The 16,856-nt window shown below is 71.2% G+C and carries 13 protein-coding genes; 3 read left to right on the top strand and 10 right to left on the bottom strand.

The features are described 5' to 3' along the window. The 10 genes from ACSYGN_RS03825 to ACSYGN_RS03870 form a co-directional block, all read right to left on the bottom strand. Entirely contained in the window at positions 1-762 is a 762-nt protein-coding gene (locus ACSYGN_RS03825; protein WP_460391800.1) for a DUF2470 domain-containing protein, read from the bottom strand. 62 nt (positions 763-824) lie between these two features. Next, complete coding sequence (locus tag ACSYGN_RS03830) at positions 825-1,649, bottom strand: pentapeptide repeat-containing protein (RefSeq protein WP_460391802.1); 825 nt, start codon at positions 1,647-1,649, stop codon at positions 825-827. 181 nt (positions 1,650-1,830) lie between these two features. Beyond that, on the bottom strand, positions 1,831-3,132 hold the full coding sequence (locus ACSYGN_RS03835; RefSeq protein WP_460391804.1) for an alpha/beta fold hydrolase: 1,302 nt from the start codon (positions 3,130-3,132) through the stop codon (positions 1,831-1,833). 165 nt (positions 3,133-3,297) lie between these two features. Beyond that, the gene (locus tag ACSYGN_RS03840; RefSeq protein WP_460391806.1) at positions 3,298-4,323 is read right to left on the bottom strand and encodes a LacI family DNA-binding transcriptional regulator; all 1,026 of its coding nucleotides are present in this window, start codon (positions 4,321-4,323) and stop codon (positions 3,298-3,300) included. A 74-nt stretch (positions 4,324-4,397) separates the two neighbouring features. Further along, complete coding sequence (locus ACSYGN_RS03845) at positions 4,398-5,810, bottom strand: BNR repeat-containing protein (protein ID WP_460391808.1); 1,413 nt, start codon at positions 5,808-5,810, stop codon at positions 4,398-4,400. Between the two features lie 35 nt (positions 5,811-5,845). Further along, on the bottom strand, positions 5,846-6,166 hold the full coding sequence (locus ACSYGN_RS03850; protein WP_460391810.1) for an L-rhamnose mutarotase: 321 nt from the start codon (positions 6,164-6,166) through the stop codon (positions 5,846-5,848). Between the two features lie 45 nt (positions 6,167-6,211). After that, complete coding sequence (gene rhaS / locus ACSYGN_RS03855) at positions 6,212-7,291, bottom strand: rhamnose ABC transporter substrate-binding protein (protein WP_460391812.1); 1,080 nt, start codon at positions 7,289-7,291, stop codon at positions 6,212-6,214. 300 nt (positions 7,292-7,591) lie between these two features. Beyond that, the gene (locus ACSYGN_RS03860; protein WP_460391814.1) at positions 7,592-8,566 is read right to left on the bottom strand and encodes an ABC transporter permease; all 975 of its coding nucleotides are present in this window, start codon (positions 8,564-8,566) and stop codon (positions 7,592-7,594) included. Beyond that, entirely contained in the window at positions 8,559-9,692 is a 1,134-nt protein-coding gene (locus ACSYGN_RS03865; protein ID WP_460391816.1) for an ABC transporter permease, read from the bottom strand. The genes ACSYGN_RS03860 and ACSYGN_RS03865 overlap by 8 nt, the downstream gene beginning before the upstream one ends. After that, positions 9,692-11,203, bottom strand: coding sequence for a sugar ABC transporter ATP-binding protein (locus ACSYGN_RS03870; protein ID WP_460391818.1), 1,512 nt, complete (start codon positions 11,201-11,203; stop codon positions 9,692-9,694). The genes ACSYGN_RS03865 and ACSYGN_RS03870 overlap by 1 nt, the downstream gene beginning before the upstream one ends. A 262-nt stretch (positions 11,204-11,465) precedes the next feature. Here ACSYGN_RS03870 and rhaI point away from each other — a divergent pair, with 262 nt between their 5' ends. The 3 genes from rhaI (at position 11,466) to ACSYGN_RS03885 (ending at position 16,786) form a co-directional block, all read left to right on the top strand. Beyond that, positions 11,466-12,626 (top strand): L-rhamnose isomerase, encoded by a 1,161-nt coding sequence (rhaI, locus tag ACSYGN_RS03875; RefSeq protein ID WP_460391820.1) that lies wholly within the window; start codon positions 11,466-11,468, stop codon positions 12,624-12,626. Positions 12,627-13,286: 660 nt separating this feature from the next. Next, positions 13,287-15,329, top strand: a complete 2,043-nt coding sequence (locus ACSYGN_RS03880) for a bifunctional aldolase/short-chain dehydrogenase (RefSeq protein ID WP_460391822.1) — start codon at positions 13,287-13,289, stop codon at positions 15,327-15,329. Between the two features lie 68 nt (positions 15,330-15,397). Next, the gene (locus ACSYGN_RS03885; protein ID WP_460403205.1) at positions 15,398-16,786 is read left to right on the top strand and encodes a rhamnulokinase; all 1,389 of its coding nucleotides are present in this window, start codon (positions 15,398-15,400) and stop codon (positions 16,784-16,786) included. Positions 16,787-16,856: the final 70 nt, after the last annotated feature.

The raw sequence follows: 16,856 nt of genomic DNA on the forward strand, positions 1-16,856 counted from the left end.
TCAGCGTTCGCCCTCGGCGCGCTGCCGTTGCAGGGCGCGGGGGCAGGAGGGCGCGGACGCCTGGGCGAGCAGGGCGTGGATGCGCTCGCCGAGCTGCGTGACGTCGTCGGCGGGCGTGTGGAACGGCAGCCGTACCTCGCCGTCGGTGCGCAGACGTTCGATGCGCAGCGTCAGCCCGTGCCGGTCCACGGCGAGCGGCCGTACCCGCACCGCCCCCTGGAGGCAGGCGGGGTCGACGAGGCGGGTGAGCCGTTCCACGGCGTCGGGATGGGCGTCGGCCAGGTGGATCAGCAGATGCGCCTCGGCGTCGGCCAGCGGGTCGGGCCGGGCGGCGGCGAACTCCGCGGCGTCGATCACCCGGGGGCCGACGGGCCTGCGCAGCACCACCCGGGTGGGCCGGAAGGCGAGCCGGCCTTCTTCTTCCTCGGGCGTGAACCAGCCGGCCAGCCAGAGGCGGGCGCGGATGCGGTTGCGTACGGGGACGGGTGCGACATCGGCGAATTCCAGCACGGCGGACGGCTCGCCGCGCGGCGCGCAGATCGCGGCGACGGCAAGGGCGCCGTCCCCCCTGTCCACGGGTACCCGCAGCAGCACCCGGCCGTCGTCGGTCACGGAGTGCGCGCCGGTGAACTCCTCCTGGCCGCCAGCCCCGGTCACCGCGCAGGACCACGCGGCGGCGAGCACGGACCGGGCCCGTTCGGCCGCCTTGGGCCCGGCCGCCCAGCCGCGGCCGTCGCCCGTGCCGCTGTGGCTGTCACCCATCCCCAACCTCCTCACTAGGTAAGCCTCACCTAACTTATCGGAGATCACGGGGAACGCCAAGCTCACCCCGCCCAGTGACCGGGACGGCGCAGCGCACCCGGCAGCCGGGTCCCGGCGCTTCCCCTGGCGGCGTTCAACTGGGGCTGGGTGAGGAAGAAGGCGCCGGTCAGATCGGCGTCCGTGAGGTCCGCGTCGCGCAGATCGGCGCCGATCAGGTCGGCATGCCGCAGATCGGCACCGGTGAGATCCGCGGCGATGAGATACGCACCCCGCAGACTCGCCCCATGCAGATCGGCCCCCTTCAGTCGGGCACCGATCAGATCCGCACCCCGGCGGTCCCGCTTCCGGCCCTTGATCCCGGCCCGCGCCAAGTCGCTGCTGCGCAGGAGCAGTTCGTTGATCTGCGCGCGGTGTGCGGCCACGTCGAGGGCGGCCAGTTCCGCTGGGGTGCCCAGGGTGAGCCGCTCGGTCGACTCCAGGGCGCTGCGCAGCGCGGGGTGGACGGGCCGGGCGGCGGGCATGGCGAGTGCCTCGGTCAGATACCAGAGCAGTTCGTGCAACTGCCGTACGACGGGGAACACCTCGGACATCAGCCGGGCGTGCTCCGCCGGGCCCGTGCGCCAGTCCCGCCCGCCGAAGGTGACCTGCGCGACCTTCTGGCCGGCACCGAAGCAGTCGTAGACCGTGCAGCCGGTGAAGCCGCGTTCGCGCAGCCGGGCATGGATACCGCAGCGGTGGTCGTCCCGCAGATGGACGCAGGGCCGGCCCGCGGGTTTGTCCACGGCGAAGTCCGCCGAGCGGGCGAAGGGCAGCGCGACACAGCAGAGGCCGAAGCAGCGCTCACAGTCCCCACGCAGCTCGGACCGGCCGGTCATGTGATCAGGCATGACATCAGCCTACAAACGCATCGCCCGGACCCGGGGGCGTCCCAAGCGGGTCGGGCGAAGTCCGCTGCGGTTGGGCAGCTGCGGTTGGGCAGCGCCCCGAAGGGGCGCGGGGAACTGCGCGACAAGCCACGACGGCGCCGCAGACGACAGACGACACCTCGCGGCACTTCCAGCGGAGCGCTCACACCTCATCCCGGGTCAGGGAAAGCAGCCGATCCAGGACCCGAGGTCCACCCGCACGGACGCCGTCGTGGTCGAACTCGTCGGTGACCCAGGTGCGCAGGCCGCGGATCGCGTGGGCGGTGGTCAGGGCGTGGGCGGTGTCGACGTACATGTCGTCGTGGTAGACGGCCGCGGCCACCGGGACCTCGTTGGCGGCGAGCCGGGCGGGGTCGTAGAGCGGGCGCCAGCCGGTGTGCGCGGCGAGGGCCTCGGCGGTGTCGCGCAGCGGGCGCAGCGCCGGGTCGCAGGCGAAGGTCCACGGGTGCACGGACTCGCCGGTGAACAGCAGCGGGCCGTCGCCCGCCAGGGTCTTGGCGGCGTCGAACTGCGGGAACTCGGCGCGGACGCGTTCGGCGGACCAGGCGGTGGGACGCTCGTCCTGGCCGTAGATCGTCTCGTGGACGAGGGCGTAGAGGGGGTGGGCCGCGTAGGAGAGCAAGGAGCGGGCCTCCTCCTGGAAGGCGTCCGTGAGGGCCGGGCCCTGCGGGGTGTCCACGAAGGCGTGTTCCAGGAGGTAGTGCAGGCGGTGGCTGCCCTCGCTGCCGCCCAGCATCAGGCCCAGCGACTGGAACGCCTCGGCGGTGAGACGGTAGCCGCCGGGGAGGGTGACCTCGGTGGTCAGGAGGTGGTCGGCGATCCGGCGGGCGCGCTCGGTGTCCTGGGGGTAACGCGCGTAGTGCGCGGCGACCTTGCGCTCGATGCGCGGATAGGCGGCGCGGTAGACATCGTCGGCGTGGGCGTCGAGGGAGGGCAGGCCGGCGGTGATCAGCGCGGCGGCCAAGCCCTCGGGGGCCAGGGAAAGATAAGTGACCGTGCAGAAGCCGCCGAAGCTCTGGCCGAGGACCGTCCAAGGTGCGCCGCCGGTCAGCTTCGGGCGGATCGTCTCGCAGTCCCGGACGATCGAGTCGGCGCGGAAGTGCGTGAGATACGCGGCCTGGTCGGCCGGGGTGCCGCGCAGCGGGAGGGTCTGGCGGGTGGCGGGGGTGGAGCGGCCGGTGCCGCGCTGGTCGAGGAGCAGGACGCGGTACTCCTCCAGGGCGCGGCCCAGCCATGCCTGTCTGCCGATGAAACGGTTCGCCCCGAAGCCCGGGCCGCCCTGGAGATAGACCAGCCACGGCAGGTCCAGGTGTTCCTTGTCGCTCGCGACGACCTCACGGGCGTAGAGCTCGATGGTCTCGCCGACGGGGTCGTCGTGGTCGAGGGGCACCGTGAAGCGGTGGTCGGTGAGGACGACGCCGGGCTGGCGGTAGCTGACGGTCAACGGTTCTCCCGGGACGGACGGATGGTGCCGGCACTTCTTCGGGCCGCGTCCCAGTTCAGCACACGGACGTCCGTCGTATCGGCCCCGGATCATGAAATCGTGCCGGATCCCGGCCCGTTGGAGGAGTCGCGTGTTGCAAAAGTCGTGTGCTGCAGAAGTCGCGCGTCAGCGTGCGGTCAGGCTGGAGCGGCGCACCACCAGTTCCGGCTGGAGCACCACCCGGCGGTGCTGGTGCGGGGCGGCGCCGTCATGGGCCTCGGTCTCCTCCAGCAGCAGTTCGGCGGCCAGCGCTCCTATGGTGACGGCGGGCTGGCGCACGGAGGTGAGCGGTACGGCGGCCGCGGCGGCGAACTCGATGTCGTCGTAGCCGACGATCGCGAGGTCGTCGGGGACGGTGACCCCGGCCGCGTACATGGCCTGGAGCACGCCGAGGGCGAGCAGGTCGTTGGCGCAGAACACGGCGGTGGGGCGGTCGGCGAGGCCGAGCAGCCGGGCACCCGCGTCACGGCCGGCGGCCACGTCCTGCCGTTCGGTGGGCAGCTCGCGCAGCGCGTCGGGGCCGAGCCCGGCCTCGGCGAGCGCGTTCAGGGCGCCGGTACGACGGTCGCGGACCTGGGTGAGGCCGGGCGGGCCGCTGACGTACGCGATGGAGCGGTGGCCGCCCTCCACGAGATGGTGCACGGCGAGGGCGCCGCCCGCCACGTCGTCCACCGACACCGAGCACTCGGTGGCGCCCTCGGCGACCCGGTCCACGAGCACGAACGGTATGCCGTGCCGACGGAACGACTCGATGTTGCGGCCCGTCGCGTCGGTGGGCGTGAGCAGCACCCCGCGCACCCGCTGCTCGGCGAAGAGTGAGAGGTACTCGGCCTCCTCGCCGACGTTCTGGGCGCTGTTGCAGACCATCACACCGAGGCCCGCGTCGCGGGCGGCCCGCTCGGCGCCGCGGGCCACGTCGACGAAGAACGGGTTGCCCATGTCGAGGACGAGCAGTCCCATGATCCTGCTGCGCCCCGCGCGGAGCTGGCGCGCGGACTCGCTGCGGACATAGCCGAGCCGGTCGATCGCGGACTGCACGCGCGCGCGGGTCTCTGCAGCGACGCTGTCCGGACGGTTGATGACGTTCGAGACCGTGCCCACCGACACTCCGGCGGCGCGGGCCACGTCCTTGATACCCACCGACTGGGCCATCGGGCGGAACCTCCAGGAAGAAACGAGGGGCCGGGCCCCTCACGTATGCGTCATCTCACCACATGAAGGGCTGGTCAGGCCGGTAACGCGAAGTCGACGACGTGGAGGGCCGAGGGGGTCGTGCCGCTCGACTTCTCCTGATACATGAACGACAGCACGTTGTCCGCGCCGACGCGCGTCTCGTCGATCACCACCTCCCCGAAGGCGTTCAGGTCGCTTCCGTCGTACAGCAGGGTCCAGTCGGTGTGACCGGAGGACCGGGACGCGGCGGCGATCCGGCCGTACGGCAGGACCGCGTAGGCATTGTCGTAGCGGTCCAGGACGAGCTTGGTGCGCTGGCTGGAGTTCAGGGCGACAGGGATCTCGGTCTTCTGCCATGTGCCGGTGGCGAGCTTGCGGACATGGAAGGCGCGGCCGTTCGCGGTGCGGTCGGCGACGTAGTCCGTGGTGCACTGGCCGAAGCGGCCGGGGACGTAGCTGATGATCGCGTGGGGCAGGCCGGTGGAGTCGGTTGTCTGGCTCTCCTGGTTCATCAGGGAGTGGTCGGGGTTCAGGGAGTCGACGACCAGGCCGGAGTCGGTGACGGACACCTTGTCCGAGGAGCCGGTGCTGGCGACGAGGGTGCCCGCGTCGTTGCGCCAGGTGCGTCCGCGGTCGGTGGAGCGGACATAACCGGTGTCGTGGTTGGTGATGCCGCCGCTGCTGCACATCACGGCGGCGTTCTGCTCGCGCCAGGTGAAGAGGGCGTGCAGGGTGCCGCCGCTGTCGTAGTCGATGCCGTGCAGATACATGTTGCGTGCGGTGCTGGAGCCGTGCGAGCTGGTGTACGTGCCGGTCGCGCTGGTCCACTCCCCCAGCGCCGTCCAGGCCGAACCGTCGTACTCGGCGAGGGCGTTGCGTCCGTTGCCGGAGACTCCGGCGCGGTAGCTCAGCTGGAGCCTGCCCTCGGGGGTGGCGACGAACTGGGGATAGGTGAACTGGGAGGTGGGGGCGAGTCCGTCCAGGGTGGTCTGCACGGCACCGAAGGCGGAGGTGGTCCAGGCGGTGGTGGCGGGGCTGTCGAGCAGGCCGGCGGCGGACTTCACATAGAAGAAGCCGTCGCTGTGGGAGTCCATGGTGATGTGGAGGCGGCCGTCGAGCTTCGAGACGCCCATGGAGATGACGTTGTGCGAGTCGTCGGCCTTGAGCTGGTGGGGCAGGGTGAGCGTGGACCAGTTGCTCGCACCGAGCGCGCGGCGGGCGAGCACCGCATAGCGGGTGGCGGTGTACCAGGCGGCGTACTGGTAGCCCTGGTAGGTGAACAGGCCGTTCTTCTGGAAGGAGTTGTTGTTGACCAGGCCGTCGTAGGAGACGAAGTAGACGGCCTGGGAGTCCAGTTGTGTGGTGCTCTTCCGGGTGGCAGAGGGGCCGGGAGCGGCCGCTGCCGCCGTTCCCGGGGCCGCCACCGTGGCGAGCAGAGCGGTTGCCAGCACGGTGCGTCGTTTCATGGGGCGGGCTCCAGGGGTCGGGGGCGGGGTCGGGGTCAGGCGAGGTGGAACACCTCGGTGAGGGGCGTCATCGCTTCGTCGGGCCGGGCGCCGTCCAGCGACTGGAAGAACGGCGCCATCTCCGTCTGCCAGCGGGCGTTGACCTCGGTGGCCTCCATGGCGGCTCTGGCGGCCTCGAAGTCCTCCGTCTCCAGATAGCCCACCAGCAGGCCGTCGTCGCACAGGAACAGCGAGTAGTTGTGCCACCCGGTGGCCGTCAGCGCCTCGCGCATCTCGGGCCACACGGCGGCGTGCCGCTCGCGGTACTCGTCGAGGCGGTCCGCCCTGACCTTGAGGAGGAAACACACGCGTCGCATCAACACCCCTTCAGATGCAAGAAGTCGAGTGTCAGAGGTTGAGTGTCAGAAGTTGAACTGGTCGATGTTCTTGGCGTCGAACACGGTCGGCTTGCCCAGGCTGATCACACCGTCCTTGCCGATGGTGTACGTCGTCGAGCCGGCCTTGAAGGACTCGCCCTCCTTGCCGGTGATCTGACCGGAGGCCAGCGCTACGGCGGTCCGGGCGGCGAGGTCGCCGAGCTTCGCCGGGTCCCACAGCTCGAAGCCATCGACGGTGCCGTTCTTGACGTACTTGCGCATGTCGTTGGGGGTGCCAAGGCCGGTCAGCTTGACCTTGCCCTTGTACTTCGAGCCGGACAGGTACTGGGCGGCCGCCTTGATGCCGACGGTGGTCGGGGAGATGATCCCCTTCAGGTTCGGGTGCTCCTGGAGGAGGCCCTGGGTCTGCTGGAAGGACTGCTGGGCGTCGTCGTTGCCGTAGGCGGTCTTGACGAGCTTGATGTCCTTGTACTTGGGGTCCTTGAGCTCGTCCTTCATATAGCCGATCCAGGTGTTCTGGTTCGTCGCGGTCTGCGCGGCGGACAGGATCGCTATCTCGCCCTTGTAGCCGATCTGTTCGGCGAGCAACTGCACCTCGGTACGGCCGAGGTCCTCGGCACTGGCCTGCGAGACGAAGGCGTTGCGGCAGTCGGTCTTGGTGTCGGAGTCGTAGGCGACGACCTTGATGCCGTTGCTCATGGCCTGCTTGAGCGCCGTGCACAGCGCGCCCGGGTCCTGCGCGGAGACGGCCATCGCGTCGACCTGCTGCTGGGTCAGGGTGTTGACGTAGGAGACCTGGCCGGAGGTGTCGGTGGCGCTGTTGGGGCCGACCTCCTTGTACTTCTCGCCCAGTTCCTCCAGGGCCTTCTTGCCGCCGTTGTCGGAGGAGGTGAAGTACGGGTTGTTGACCTGCTTGGGCAGGAAGCCGACGGTGAGGCCCTTCTTCAGCTCGGCGTTCGGATTCGCCTTGCCCGCGGTGGCGGCGGAGCCGGAGTCGTCCTTGACGTCGTTCTTGGTGGTGCCGCCGCAGGCGGTGGCGGCGAGGGCGAGGGAGGTGGCGAGGGCGAGTGCCGCTCCGGTGCGGCGGAGGGTGGACTTGCGCATGACAGGTTCCTTCGGGTGGAAGTGGGTGCGACTCGCCCCGAGGGGCGGTCGGGGTCTGGGGCGCGCCCGGGGAGGGCGCGGTGCGGCCCGTAGGCGGGGCCGCCTGGGGGCTACGGCGGTGAGCGGGTCGTAGGGTGTCTACGGCCGTGAGTGACACGTACGGGGGGGCGGCCGTCGGCAGTTCGGGAGCGCCCCAAAGGGGCGCGGGGCTGTATCGATATGCGGCTCCGCCGCGTGGGCGCGACCAGCCACGACGGTGCCGCAGACGACAAACGACACATCGCGGCCGTTCCAGCGGAGCTAGCCGTGGGACCCCGCCGCCCTGGCGAGAGCGACCTGGCGGGCGACGCGCGGGCCCAGCACCGAGACGACGAGCAGGACGCCAGTGACGACGATCTGCGACTGGGCGGAGACGCTCAGCAGGCTCATCACGTTCTGGAGCGCGCCGAGCAGGAACACCCCGGCGACCGCGCCGCCGAGCGTTCCCTTGCCGCCGTCGAAGTCGATGCCGCCGAGCAGGACGGCCGCGACGACGGACAGTTCGACGCCGGTGGCGTTGTCGTAGCGGGCGCTGGCGTAGTGCAGCACCCAGAACACACCGGTGAGGGAGGCCATCAGGCCGGTCACGGTGAACAGGACCAGCTTGGCCCGCTTGACGCGCAGGCCGGCGAACCGGGCGGCCTCCTCGCTGGCGCCGATCGCGAACAGCGAGCGGCCGAACGGGGTGGCGTGCAGAACGACCGCGGCGATCGCGAGCAGCACCAGGAAGGGCAGGAAAGCCCGCGGCAGGAAGGAGTCGCCGACCCGTCCGGCCGCGAAGTCCAGGTACTGGGTGGGGAAGTCGGTCACCGCGTCCGAGCCGAGCACGATCTGTGCGATGCCCCGGTAGGCGGCGAGGGTGCCGATGGTGACGGCCAGGGACGGCAGCCCGAGGCGGGTCACCAGCAGACCGTTGACCAGCCCGCACACCACGCCGAGCAGCAGGCACAGCGGGATGATCGTCTCGATGGGCATGCCGTCGTTCCACAGTTTCCCCATCACCGCGCCGGACAGGCCCGCGGTGGAGGCGACCGACAGATCGATCTCGCCGGCCACCACGAGCATGGTCATCGGCAGCGCGATCAGGGCGATCGGCAGGGCGTTGCCGAGCAGGAAGGACAGGTTCAGCGCGTTGCCGAATCCGTCCACGGAGCCGAAGGACAGCAGGACCAGGACGACGAGGAGAGCGCCGACGACCGTGTCCCAGCGGACCGCGCGTGTCAGGGAGTCAGGCATGGGTGTTCCCCTTCTCGGCGTTCCGCTGCTCGGCCCGCGTGTCGCGGTTCTCGGTGTTCCGGGTGTCCCGGGCGGCCTTCTCCACGGAGGACTTCTTCAGCGCCGACCTCTTCAGCGCTGCCGCCACCCGCAGCGCGACGATCCGGTCGACCGCGATGGCGAGGAGCAGCAGGACGCCGTTGATGGCGAGCACCCACACGGAGCTGACACCGAGCGCGGGCAGCACGCTGTTGATGGAGGTCAGCAGCAGGGCGCCGAGCGCCGCGCCGTAGACGCTGCCGGAGCCGCCGGTGAAGACGACGCCACCGACCACCACGGCGCTGACGACGGTGAGTTCGTAGCCGTTGCCGGTGCTGGAGTCGACGTTGCCGAACCGGGCGAGATACATGGCCCCGGCGAGTCCGGCGAGTCCGCCGCAGAAGGTGTAGGCGGTGAGGATCCGCTTGCGCACGGGGATGCCGGCGAGGCGGGCGGCCTCGGGGTTGGAGCCGAGCGCGTACAGTTCGCGGCCACTGCCGTACTGCTTCATGCAGTACGCGGTCACCACCAGCACGCCCAGCGCGATCAGCGCGAGGTACGGCACCGCGGACAGTCCGCCGGAGCCGAAGTCGACGAACCCGCCGGGCAGGTCGGCCGCGGTGATCTGGCGTGCGCCGACCCAGATGGAGTCGACGCCGCGGATGATGTAGAGGGTGCCGAGGGTGACGACGAGGGCGGGCACCTGGCCGAGGCTGACCAGCAGGCCGTTGACGGCGCCGCAGCCGATGCCCAGGAGCATCGCCAGCACGATCGCCACGACCGGATTGCCGCCGCCCTGGAGGTAGTTGCCGGCCGCGAAGGCGGTGATGCCGAGGGTGGAGCCGACGGACAGGTCGACGTTGCGGGTGATGACGACCAGGGACTGGCCGGTGGCGACCAGCACCAGGATGGTCGCGTTGAGCAGGAGGTCCTTGATGCCCTGCTCGGAGAGGAACTCGCTGTTGCCGGCCTGGGTGACGGCGATCATCACCAGGAACACGACGAGGATGGCGAGTTCGCGCATTCTGAAGACGCGGTCGACGAGCCGGGTGCCGGCGGAGCGGGGCGCGTCGGCGACCGGCGTCTCGTGAGGGGTGGTCACCGCCATCATGCCCTCCCGGTGGCTGCGGCCATCACGGTTTCCTCGGTGGCTTCGGAGCGGGGGATCTCGGCGGTGATCCGGCCCTCGTGCATCACCAGCACGCGGTCGGCCATGCCGAGGATCTCGGGCAGGTCGGAGGAGATCATCAGGACGGCGACGCCGTCGGCGGCCAGTTGGCTGAGCAGCCGGTGCACCTCGGCCTTGGTGCCGACGTCGATCCCACGGGTGGGCTCGTCGACGATCAGCACCTTGGGGCCGGTGGCCAGCCACTTGGCGAGGACGACCTTCTGCTGGTTGCCGCCGGACAGGGTGGAGACGCTGTCGGCGATCCGGGCGTACTTCACCCGGAGCCTGACGGCCCAGTCGAGGGAGCGGCTGCGCTCGGCGCCGCGGTCCATGAACCCGGCGCGGACGGTGCTGCGCAGTCCGGTGAGGCCGATGTTGCGCTCGATGGACATGTCCATCACCAGGCCCTGGGCACGCCGGTCCTCGGGGACGAGCGCGAGGCCCGCGGACATGGCGGTCGAGGGAGCGCCGTTGACCAGAGACCTTCCCTCGACCTCGACCTCCCCCGCGTCCCACCGGTCCACCCCGAACACCGCGCGGGCGACCTCGGTGCGCCCGGCTCCGACCAACCCGGCGAGGCCGACGATCTCACCGCGCCGTACCTCGAAGGAGACGTCGGTGAACACGCCCTCGCGGGTCAGCCGGTGGACGCTGAGCGCGATGTCGCCGGGGGTGACGTCCTGCTTGGGGTACATCTCGTCGAGGTCGCGGCCCACCATGCGGCGCACCAGGTCGTCCTCGGTCATCCCGGCGACCGGCTCGCAGGCGATCCGGGCGCCGTCGCGCAGGATGGTGACCCGTTCGCAGATCTCGAAGATCTCCTCCAGCCGGTGGGAGATGAACAGCACGGCGGCGCCCTGGTCGCGCAGGGTGCGCACCACGCCGAAGAGCCGGCCGACCTCGCTGCCGGTCAGGGCGGCGGTCGGCTCGTCCATGATCAGGACGCGGGCGTCGAAGGAGAGGGCCTTGGCGATCTCGACGATCTGCTGGTCGGCGATGGACAGGCCCCGCGCCGGACGGTCCGGGTCGAGCTCGACGCCGAGGCGGCGCATCAGCTCCAGGGTCGCGGCACGGGTCGCCCTGTGGTCGATGCGGCCGAGGGCGCGCCGCGGCTGACGGCCCATGAAGATGTTCTCGGCGATCGACAGATCGGGGAAGAGGGTGGGTTCCTGGTAGATGACGGCGATCCCCGCGTCGCGGGCGTCACCGGGGCCGTTGAAGGTCACCGGCCGGCCGGCGAGCAGCACCTGACCCGTGTCGGGTCGGTGCACCCCGGCGAGCGCCTTGATCAGGGTCGACTTGCCCGCGCCGTTCTCACCGGCGAGTGCGTGCACCTCACCGGCGTGCAGCTCGAGCGACACGTTCCGCAGGGCACGGACCGCACCGAAGGACTTCGAGACGTCCCTGAGCGCCAGTACCGGGGCGGTGCCCGTGTCGGACGGGTGGGTCATGGGGGCTCCTCGACGACATCGGCGAGGTTGACCCTCACCGCGTCGTGAAAGGTTTCAACTGGGTTGCCGGGAAGTTAGACACTCCAGGCATGTCACGTCAATGGGCCGGAGTCGAAAAACTTTTGATATCCGAAGGTCACGGGCAAGTCACGGAAAACAGTCTTGACCGGACTCCTTGACACCCCCGGGGACCGCTCATAACTTGCGATCCTGAATCGTTTCATGGAGTCGCCGTCGCGACCGATGCCACAGGAGCCCTGAAGTGACCGACCTCGCCGCGGTGAAGTCCGCGCTCAAGACCCAGGCCGTCGAGACGCCGTCGTGGGCGTACGGGAACTCGGGGACCCGCTTCAAGGTGTTCGCGCAGACCGGAGTGCCCCGCACCCCGCAGGAGAAGCTCGACGACGCGGCCCAGGTACACGCCTTCACGGGCGTCGCGCCGACCGTCGCCCTGCACATCCCGTGGGACAACGTCGACGACTACGCGGCGCTGGCGAAATACGCCGAGGAGCGCGGGGTGCGGCTCGGCACGATCAACTCCAACACCTTCCAGGACGACGACTACAAGCTCGGCAGCATCTGCCACCCGGACGCGGCGGTGCGGCGCAAGGCCGTCGGCCATCTGCTGGAGTGCGTCGACATCCTGGACGCCACCGGCTCCACCGACCTCAAGCTGTGGTTCGCCGACGGCACCAACTACCCCGGGCAGGACGACATCCCGGCCCGTCAGGACCGGCTCGCCGAGGGGCTCGCCGAGGTGTACGAGCGGCTCGGCGACGGGCAGCGTCTGCTGCTGGAGTACAAGCTGTTCGAGCCGGCGTTCTACACCACCGACGTCCCGGACTGGGGCACGGCCTACGCCCACTGCCTCAAGCTCGGCCCCAAGGCGCAGGTCGTCGTGGACACCGGCCACCACGCGCCGGGCACCAACATCGAGTTCATCGTGGCCACGCTGCTGCGCGAGGGGAAGCTCGGCGGGTTCGACTTCAACTCACGGTTCTACGCGGACGACGATCTGATGGTCGGCGCGGCGGATCCCTTCCAGCTCTTCCGCATCATGCACGAGGTGGTGCACGGCGGCGGCCTCACCTCCGGCATCGCCTTCATGCTCGACCAGTGCCACAACATCGAGGCGAAGATCCCGGCGATCATCCGCTCGGTGATGAACGTGCAGGAGGCCACGGCGAAGGCGCTGCTGGTCGACGTTTCTGCGCTTTCGCCGGCGCAGGCCTCGGGGGATGTGTTGTTGGCCAACGCGGTGCTGATGGACGCGTTCAACACGGATGTACGTCCGTTGCTGGCGGCGGTGCGGGAGGAGATGGGGCTGGATGCCGACCCCGTCGCTGCGTATCACCGCTCCGGGTGGGGGGAGCGGATTGCTGCGGAGCGGGTGGGGGGGCAGCAGGCGGGGTGGGGGGCGTAAGCGTTCCGGCGGGGCGGGGTTTGTCGCGGCGGGTGGGCTCACGGGGGGAGGTTTGCGCAGCCCGGCGCTGACGGGGTGCCGCCGCGCCCACCCGTGCCTCCCCCAAGCTCTTCGAGCAGGGGGGACCCCCGTGCGGCACGATTGCCCGCGGTTGGGCGCGGCTGGGCGTGGCTGGGCGCCAGACGGGCCGCCCGACCGGTACCGATCGCGGTTCCGCGGGCAGCGCACCGCAGCCCCGACGCGCCCCAACCGCGCGCGCCGCAGCCACCGCACCCACCCCCGCTAGTGCTGTGACCGGAAAGGTTTGCCGGTAAGCCCGCGGCGTCCGGTGCGGTGCATCGCAAGGCGGAGCATCGCCCGCGTACTGGATGTACTCGGGTGATGCGACAACGCAGCGAGGTGCCGTGCCGGGCGTCGCGGGCCGGTGAACCTTTCCGGTCACAGCACTAGCTGCGGGCAGTCGTGCCGCTGGGGCGGCACGGGTGGGCGCAGGCGGCGCCCCGTAAGCGCCGGGCTGCGCGACCCCGGCCCCGCCCCCCAACACCCGCACCCCGCACACCCGCCCGACAGCAACCCCGCCCCGCCGACACCCGCACCGCACCCGCACCCCGCAGACCCGCACCCCACCCCGCAGACCCCGCCTCCCGAAAAGGAACCCTCATGGCCACGCACCCCGAAGCCGCCGCCCTCCTCGCCCGCTCGCACCGGCTCGGTGCCGATCCCCGTAACACCAACTACGCCGGCGGCAACGCCTCCGCCAAGGGCCGAGGCCAGGACCCCGTGACCGGCACCGATGTGGAGCTGATGTGGGTCAAGGGGTCCGGGGGTGACCTCGGGACGCTCACCGAGGCCGGTCTCGCCGTGCTCCGCCTGGACAGGCTCCGCGCACTGACCGCCGTGTACCCGGGGGTCGACCGCGAGGACGAGATGGTCGCCGCGTTCGACTACTGCCTGCACGGCAAGGGCGGCGCCGCCCCGTCCATCGACACCGCGATGCACGGCCTCGTCGACGCCGCCCACGTGGACCATCTGCACCCCGACTCCGGCATCGCCCTCGCCTGCGCCGCAGACGGCGAGAAGCTGACCGCGGAGTGCTTCGGCGACACGGTCGTATGGGTGCCGTGGCGGCGGCCCGGTTTCCAGCTCGGGCTGGACATCGCGGCCGTCAAGGAGGCCAACCCCGAGGCCGTCGGGTGCGTGCTCGGCGGCCACGGGATCACCTCCTGGGGCGACACCGCCGAGGAGTGCGAGCGCAACTCCCTCCACATCATCCGCACCGCCGAGCGGTTCCTCACCGAGCGCGGCAAGGCGACGGACCCCTTCGGCCCGGTGATCGACGGATACCAGCCGCTGCCCGAAGCCGAGCGCCGCGAACGCGCGGCGGCCCTCGCGCCGTACGTCCGTGCCGTCGCCTCGAAGGACCGCCCGCAGGTCGGGCACTTCACCGACTCCGAGACCGTCCTCGACTTCGTCTCCCGCGCCGAGCACCCGCGTCTCGCCGCGCTCGGCACCTCCTGCCCCGACCACTTCCTGCGCACCAAGGTCCGCCCCCTGGTCCTCGACCTGCCGCCCACCGCGCCGCTGGACGAGGCGATCGCACGGCTCAAGGAGCTGCACACCGAGTACCGCGAGGAGTACGCCGCCTACTACGACCGGCACGCCCTGCCCGACTCCCCCGCGATGCGCGGCGCCGACCCGGCGATCGTGCTGGTGCCCGGCGTCGGCATGTTCTCCTACGGCAAGGACAAGCAGACCGCGCGCGTGGCCGGCGAGTTCTATGTCAACGCGATCAATGTGATGCGCGGCGCCGAGGCGGTGTCGTCGTACGCGCCGATCGAGGAGTCGGAGAAGTTCCGTATCGAGTACTGGGCGCTGGAGGAGGCCAAGCTCCGGCGGATGCCGGGGCCCAAGGCGCTGGCAACCCGGATCGCGCTGGTGACGGGCGCGGGCAGCGGCATCGGGAAGGCCACCGCCCGGCGGCTGGTCGCCGAGGGCGCGTGTGTCGTCGTAGCGGATCTGAACGCCGACAACGCCGCCGCGGTCGCCGAGGAGCTGGGCGGGCCCGACAAGGCGGTCGCTGTGACCGTGGACGTCACCTCCGAGGAGCAGATCGCCGAGGCGTTCAAGGCCGCGCTGCTCGCCTTCGGCGGTGTGGACCTGGTGGTCAACAACGCCGGGATCTCCGTCTCCAAGCCACTGCTGGAGACCACGGCGCGGGACTGGGACCTCCAGCACGACATCATGGCGCGCGGCTCCTTCCTGGTGTCGCGGGAGTCGGCACGGGTGATGATCGCGCAGGGGCTGGGCGGCGACGTCGTCTACATCGCCTCCAAGAACGCCGTCTTCGCCGGTCCCAACAATGTCGCCTACTCCGCGACCAAGGCCGACCAGGCCCACCAGGTGCGGCTGCTCGCGGCCGAGCTGGGTGAGCACGGCATCCGGGTCAACGGCGTCAACCCGGACGGTGTGGTGCGCGGTTCGGGGATCTTCGCGGGCGGCTGGGGCGCCCGGCGGGCGGCGACATACGGGGTGGAGGAGGAGAAGCTGGGCGAGTTCTACGCGCAGCGGACCATCCTCAAGCGCGAGGTGCTGCCCGAGCATGTGGCGGGCGCGGTCTTCGCCCTCACCGGCGGCGAGCTGACCCACACGACCGGTCTGCACATCCCGGTCGACGCCGGCGTCGCCGCCGCCTTCCTGCGGTGACAGCCGTGCCGCACACCGTGTCGCACACCTGCGCCGCGGTCGACCTCGGCGCGTCCAGCGGGCGCGTCATGGTCGGCCGCGTCGGCCCCGACAGCCTGGAGCTGACCGAGGCCCACCGCTTCCCCAACCGGCCGGTCCGCGTCCCGGAGGGGCTGCGCTGGGACGTCCTCGGCCTCTACGCCGGGGTCCTCGACGGACTGCGGGCGGCCGGGCAGGTCGACTCGGTCGGCGTGGACAGCTGGGCCGTCGACCACGGCCTGCTCGACGCCGACGGCGCCCTGCTCGGCAACCCCGTGCACTACCGCGACGCCCGCACCGAGGGCGTCGCGGAGAAGGTGTGGGCGAGCGTGCCGCCGGCGGAGCTGTATGCGGCGACCGGGCTCCAGCACGCGCCCTTCAACACCCTGTACCAGCTACTGGCCGCCCGCTCCACTGCCCAGTTCGCCCACGCCAGACGGCTGTTGCTGATCCCGGACCTGCTGTCGTACTGGCTGACCGGCGAGCAGGGCACCGAGCTGACCAACGCCTCCACCACCCAGCTGATCGACCCCCGCACCCGCGACTGGTCGTACGACATCGCCGCCCGCCTCGGCATCGACCTCAGCTTCTTCCCGCCGCTCCGCAACCCCGGCGACCCGGCGGGCCTGCTGCGCCCGGAGGTGCTGGACGAGACCGGGCTGACCGGTCCCGTGCCGGTGACCGCCGTCGGTTCGCACGACACGGCGTCCGCGGTGGCCGCCGTGCCCGCGACGGGCGAGCGGTTCGCCTACATCTGCACCGGCACCTGGTCGCTGGCCGGTCTGGAACTGGACGCGCCCGTGCTCACCGAGGAGAGCCGCGCCGCGAACTTCACCAACGAGCTGGGCCTCGACGGCACGGTCCGCTATCTCCGCAACATCATGGGCCTGTGGCTGCTCCAGGAGTGCGTACGGGTCTGGGGGAACCCCGGTCTGGACGAACTGCTACGGGAAGCGGCGGCCGTACCGGCACTGCGGTCCGTGGTGGACGCCGGGGACGCGGTGTTTCTGGCGCCCGGCCATATGCCGGAGCGGATCGCCGACGCCTGCCGGGAGTCGGGGCAGCCGGTGCCGAACACCCGGGCCGAGATCACCCGGTGCATCCTCGACTCCCTCGCCCTGGCCCATCGCCGGGCCGTGGCGGACGCCCAGCGGCTCGCCGGGCATCCGGTGGACGTGGTGCACATCGTCGGCGGCGGCACCCGCAACACCCTGCTGTGCCGGCTCACCGCCGACGCGTGCGGGCTGCCTGTGATCGCGGGGCCCGCGGAGGCGGCGGCGCTGGGCAACGTCCTCGTACAGGCGCGGGCGCACGGGCTGGGCGGCGACCGCACCCGGCTGCGGGAGCTCCTCGTCCGCACCCAGCCGCTGACCCGCTACGAGCCGCAGGGCGACCCGGCGGCCTGGCGGGCGGCGGAGGCCCGGCTCGCCACGCGGTGAGCCGGGGCATGCCGGTGGTCCTGTCCGCGGCCCCGTCCGCCCACTAGGCTGCAATCACCCGATGATCACC

This window comes from Streptomyces sp. YIM S03343 (genome assembly GCF_054729195.1).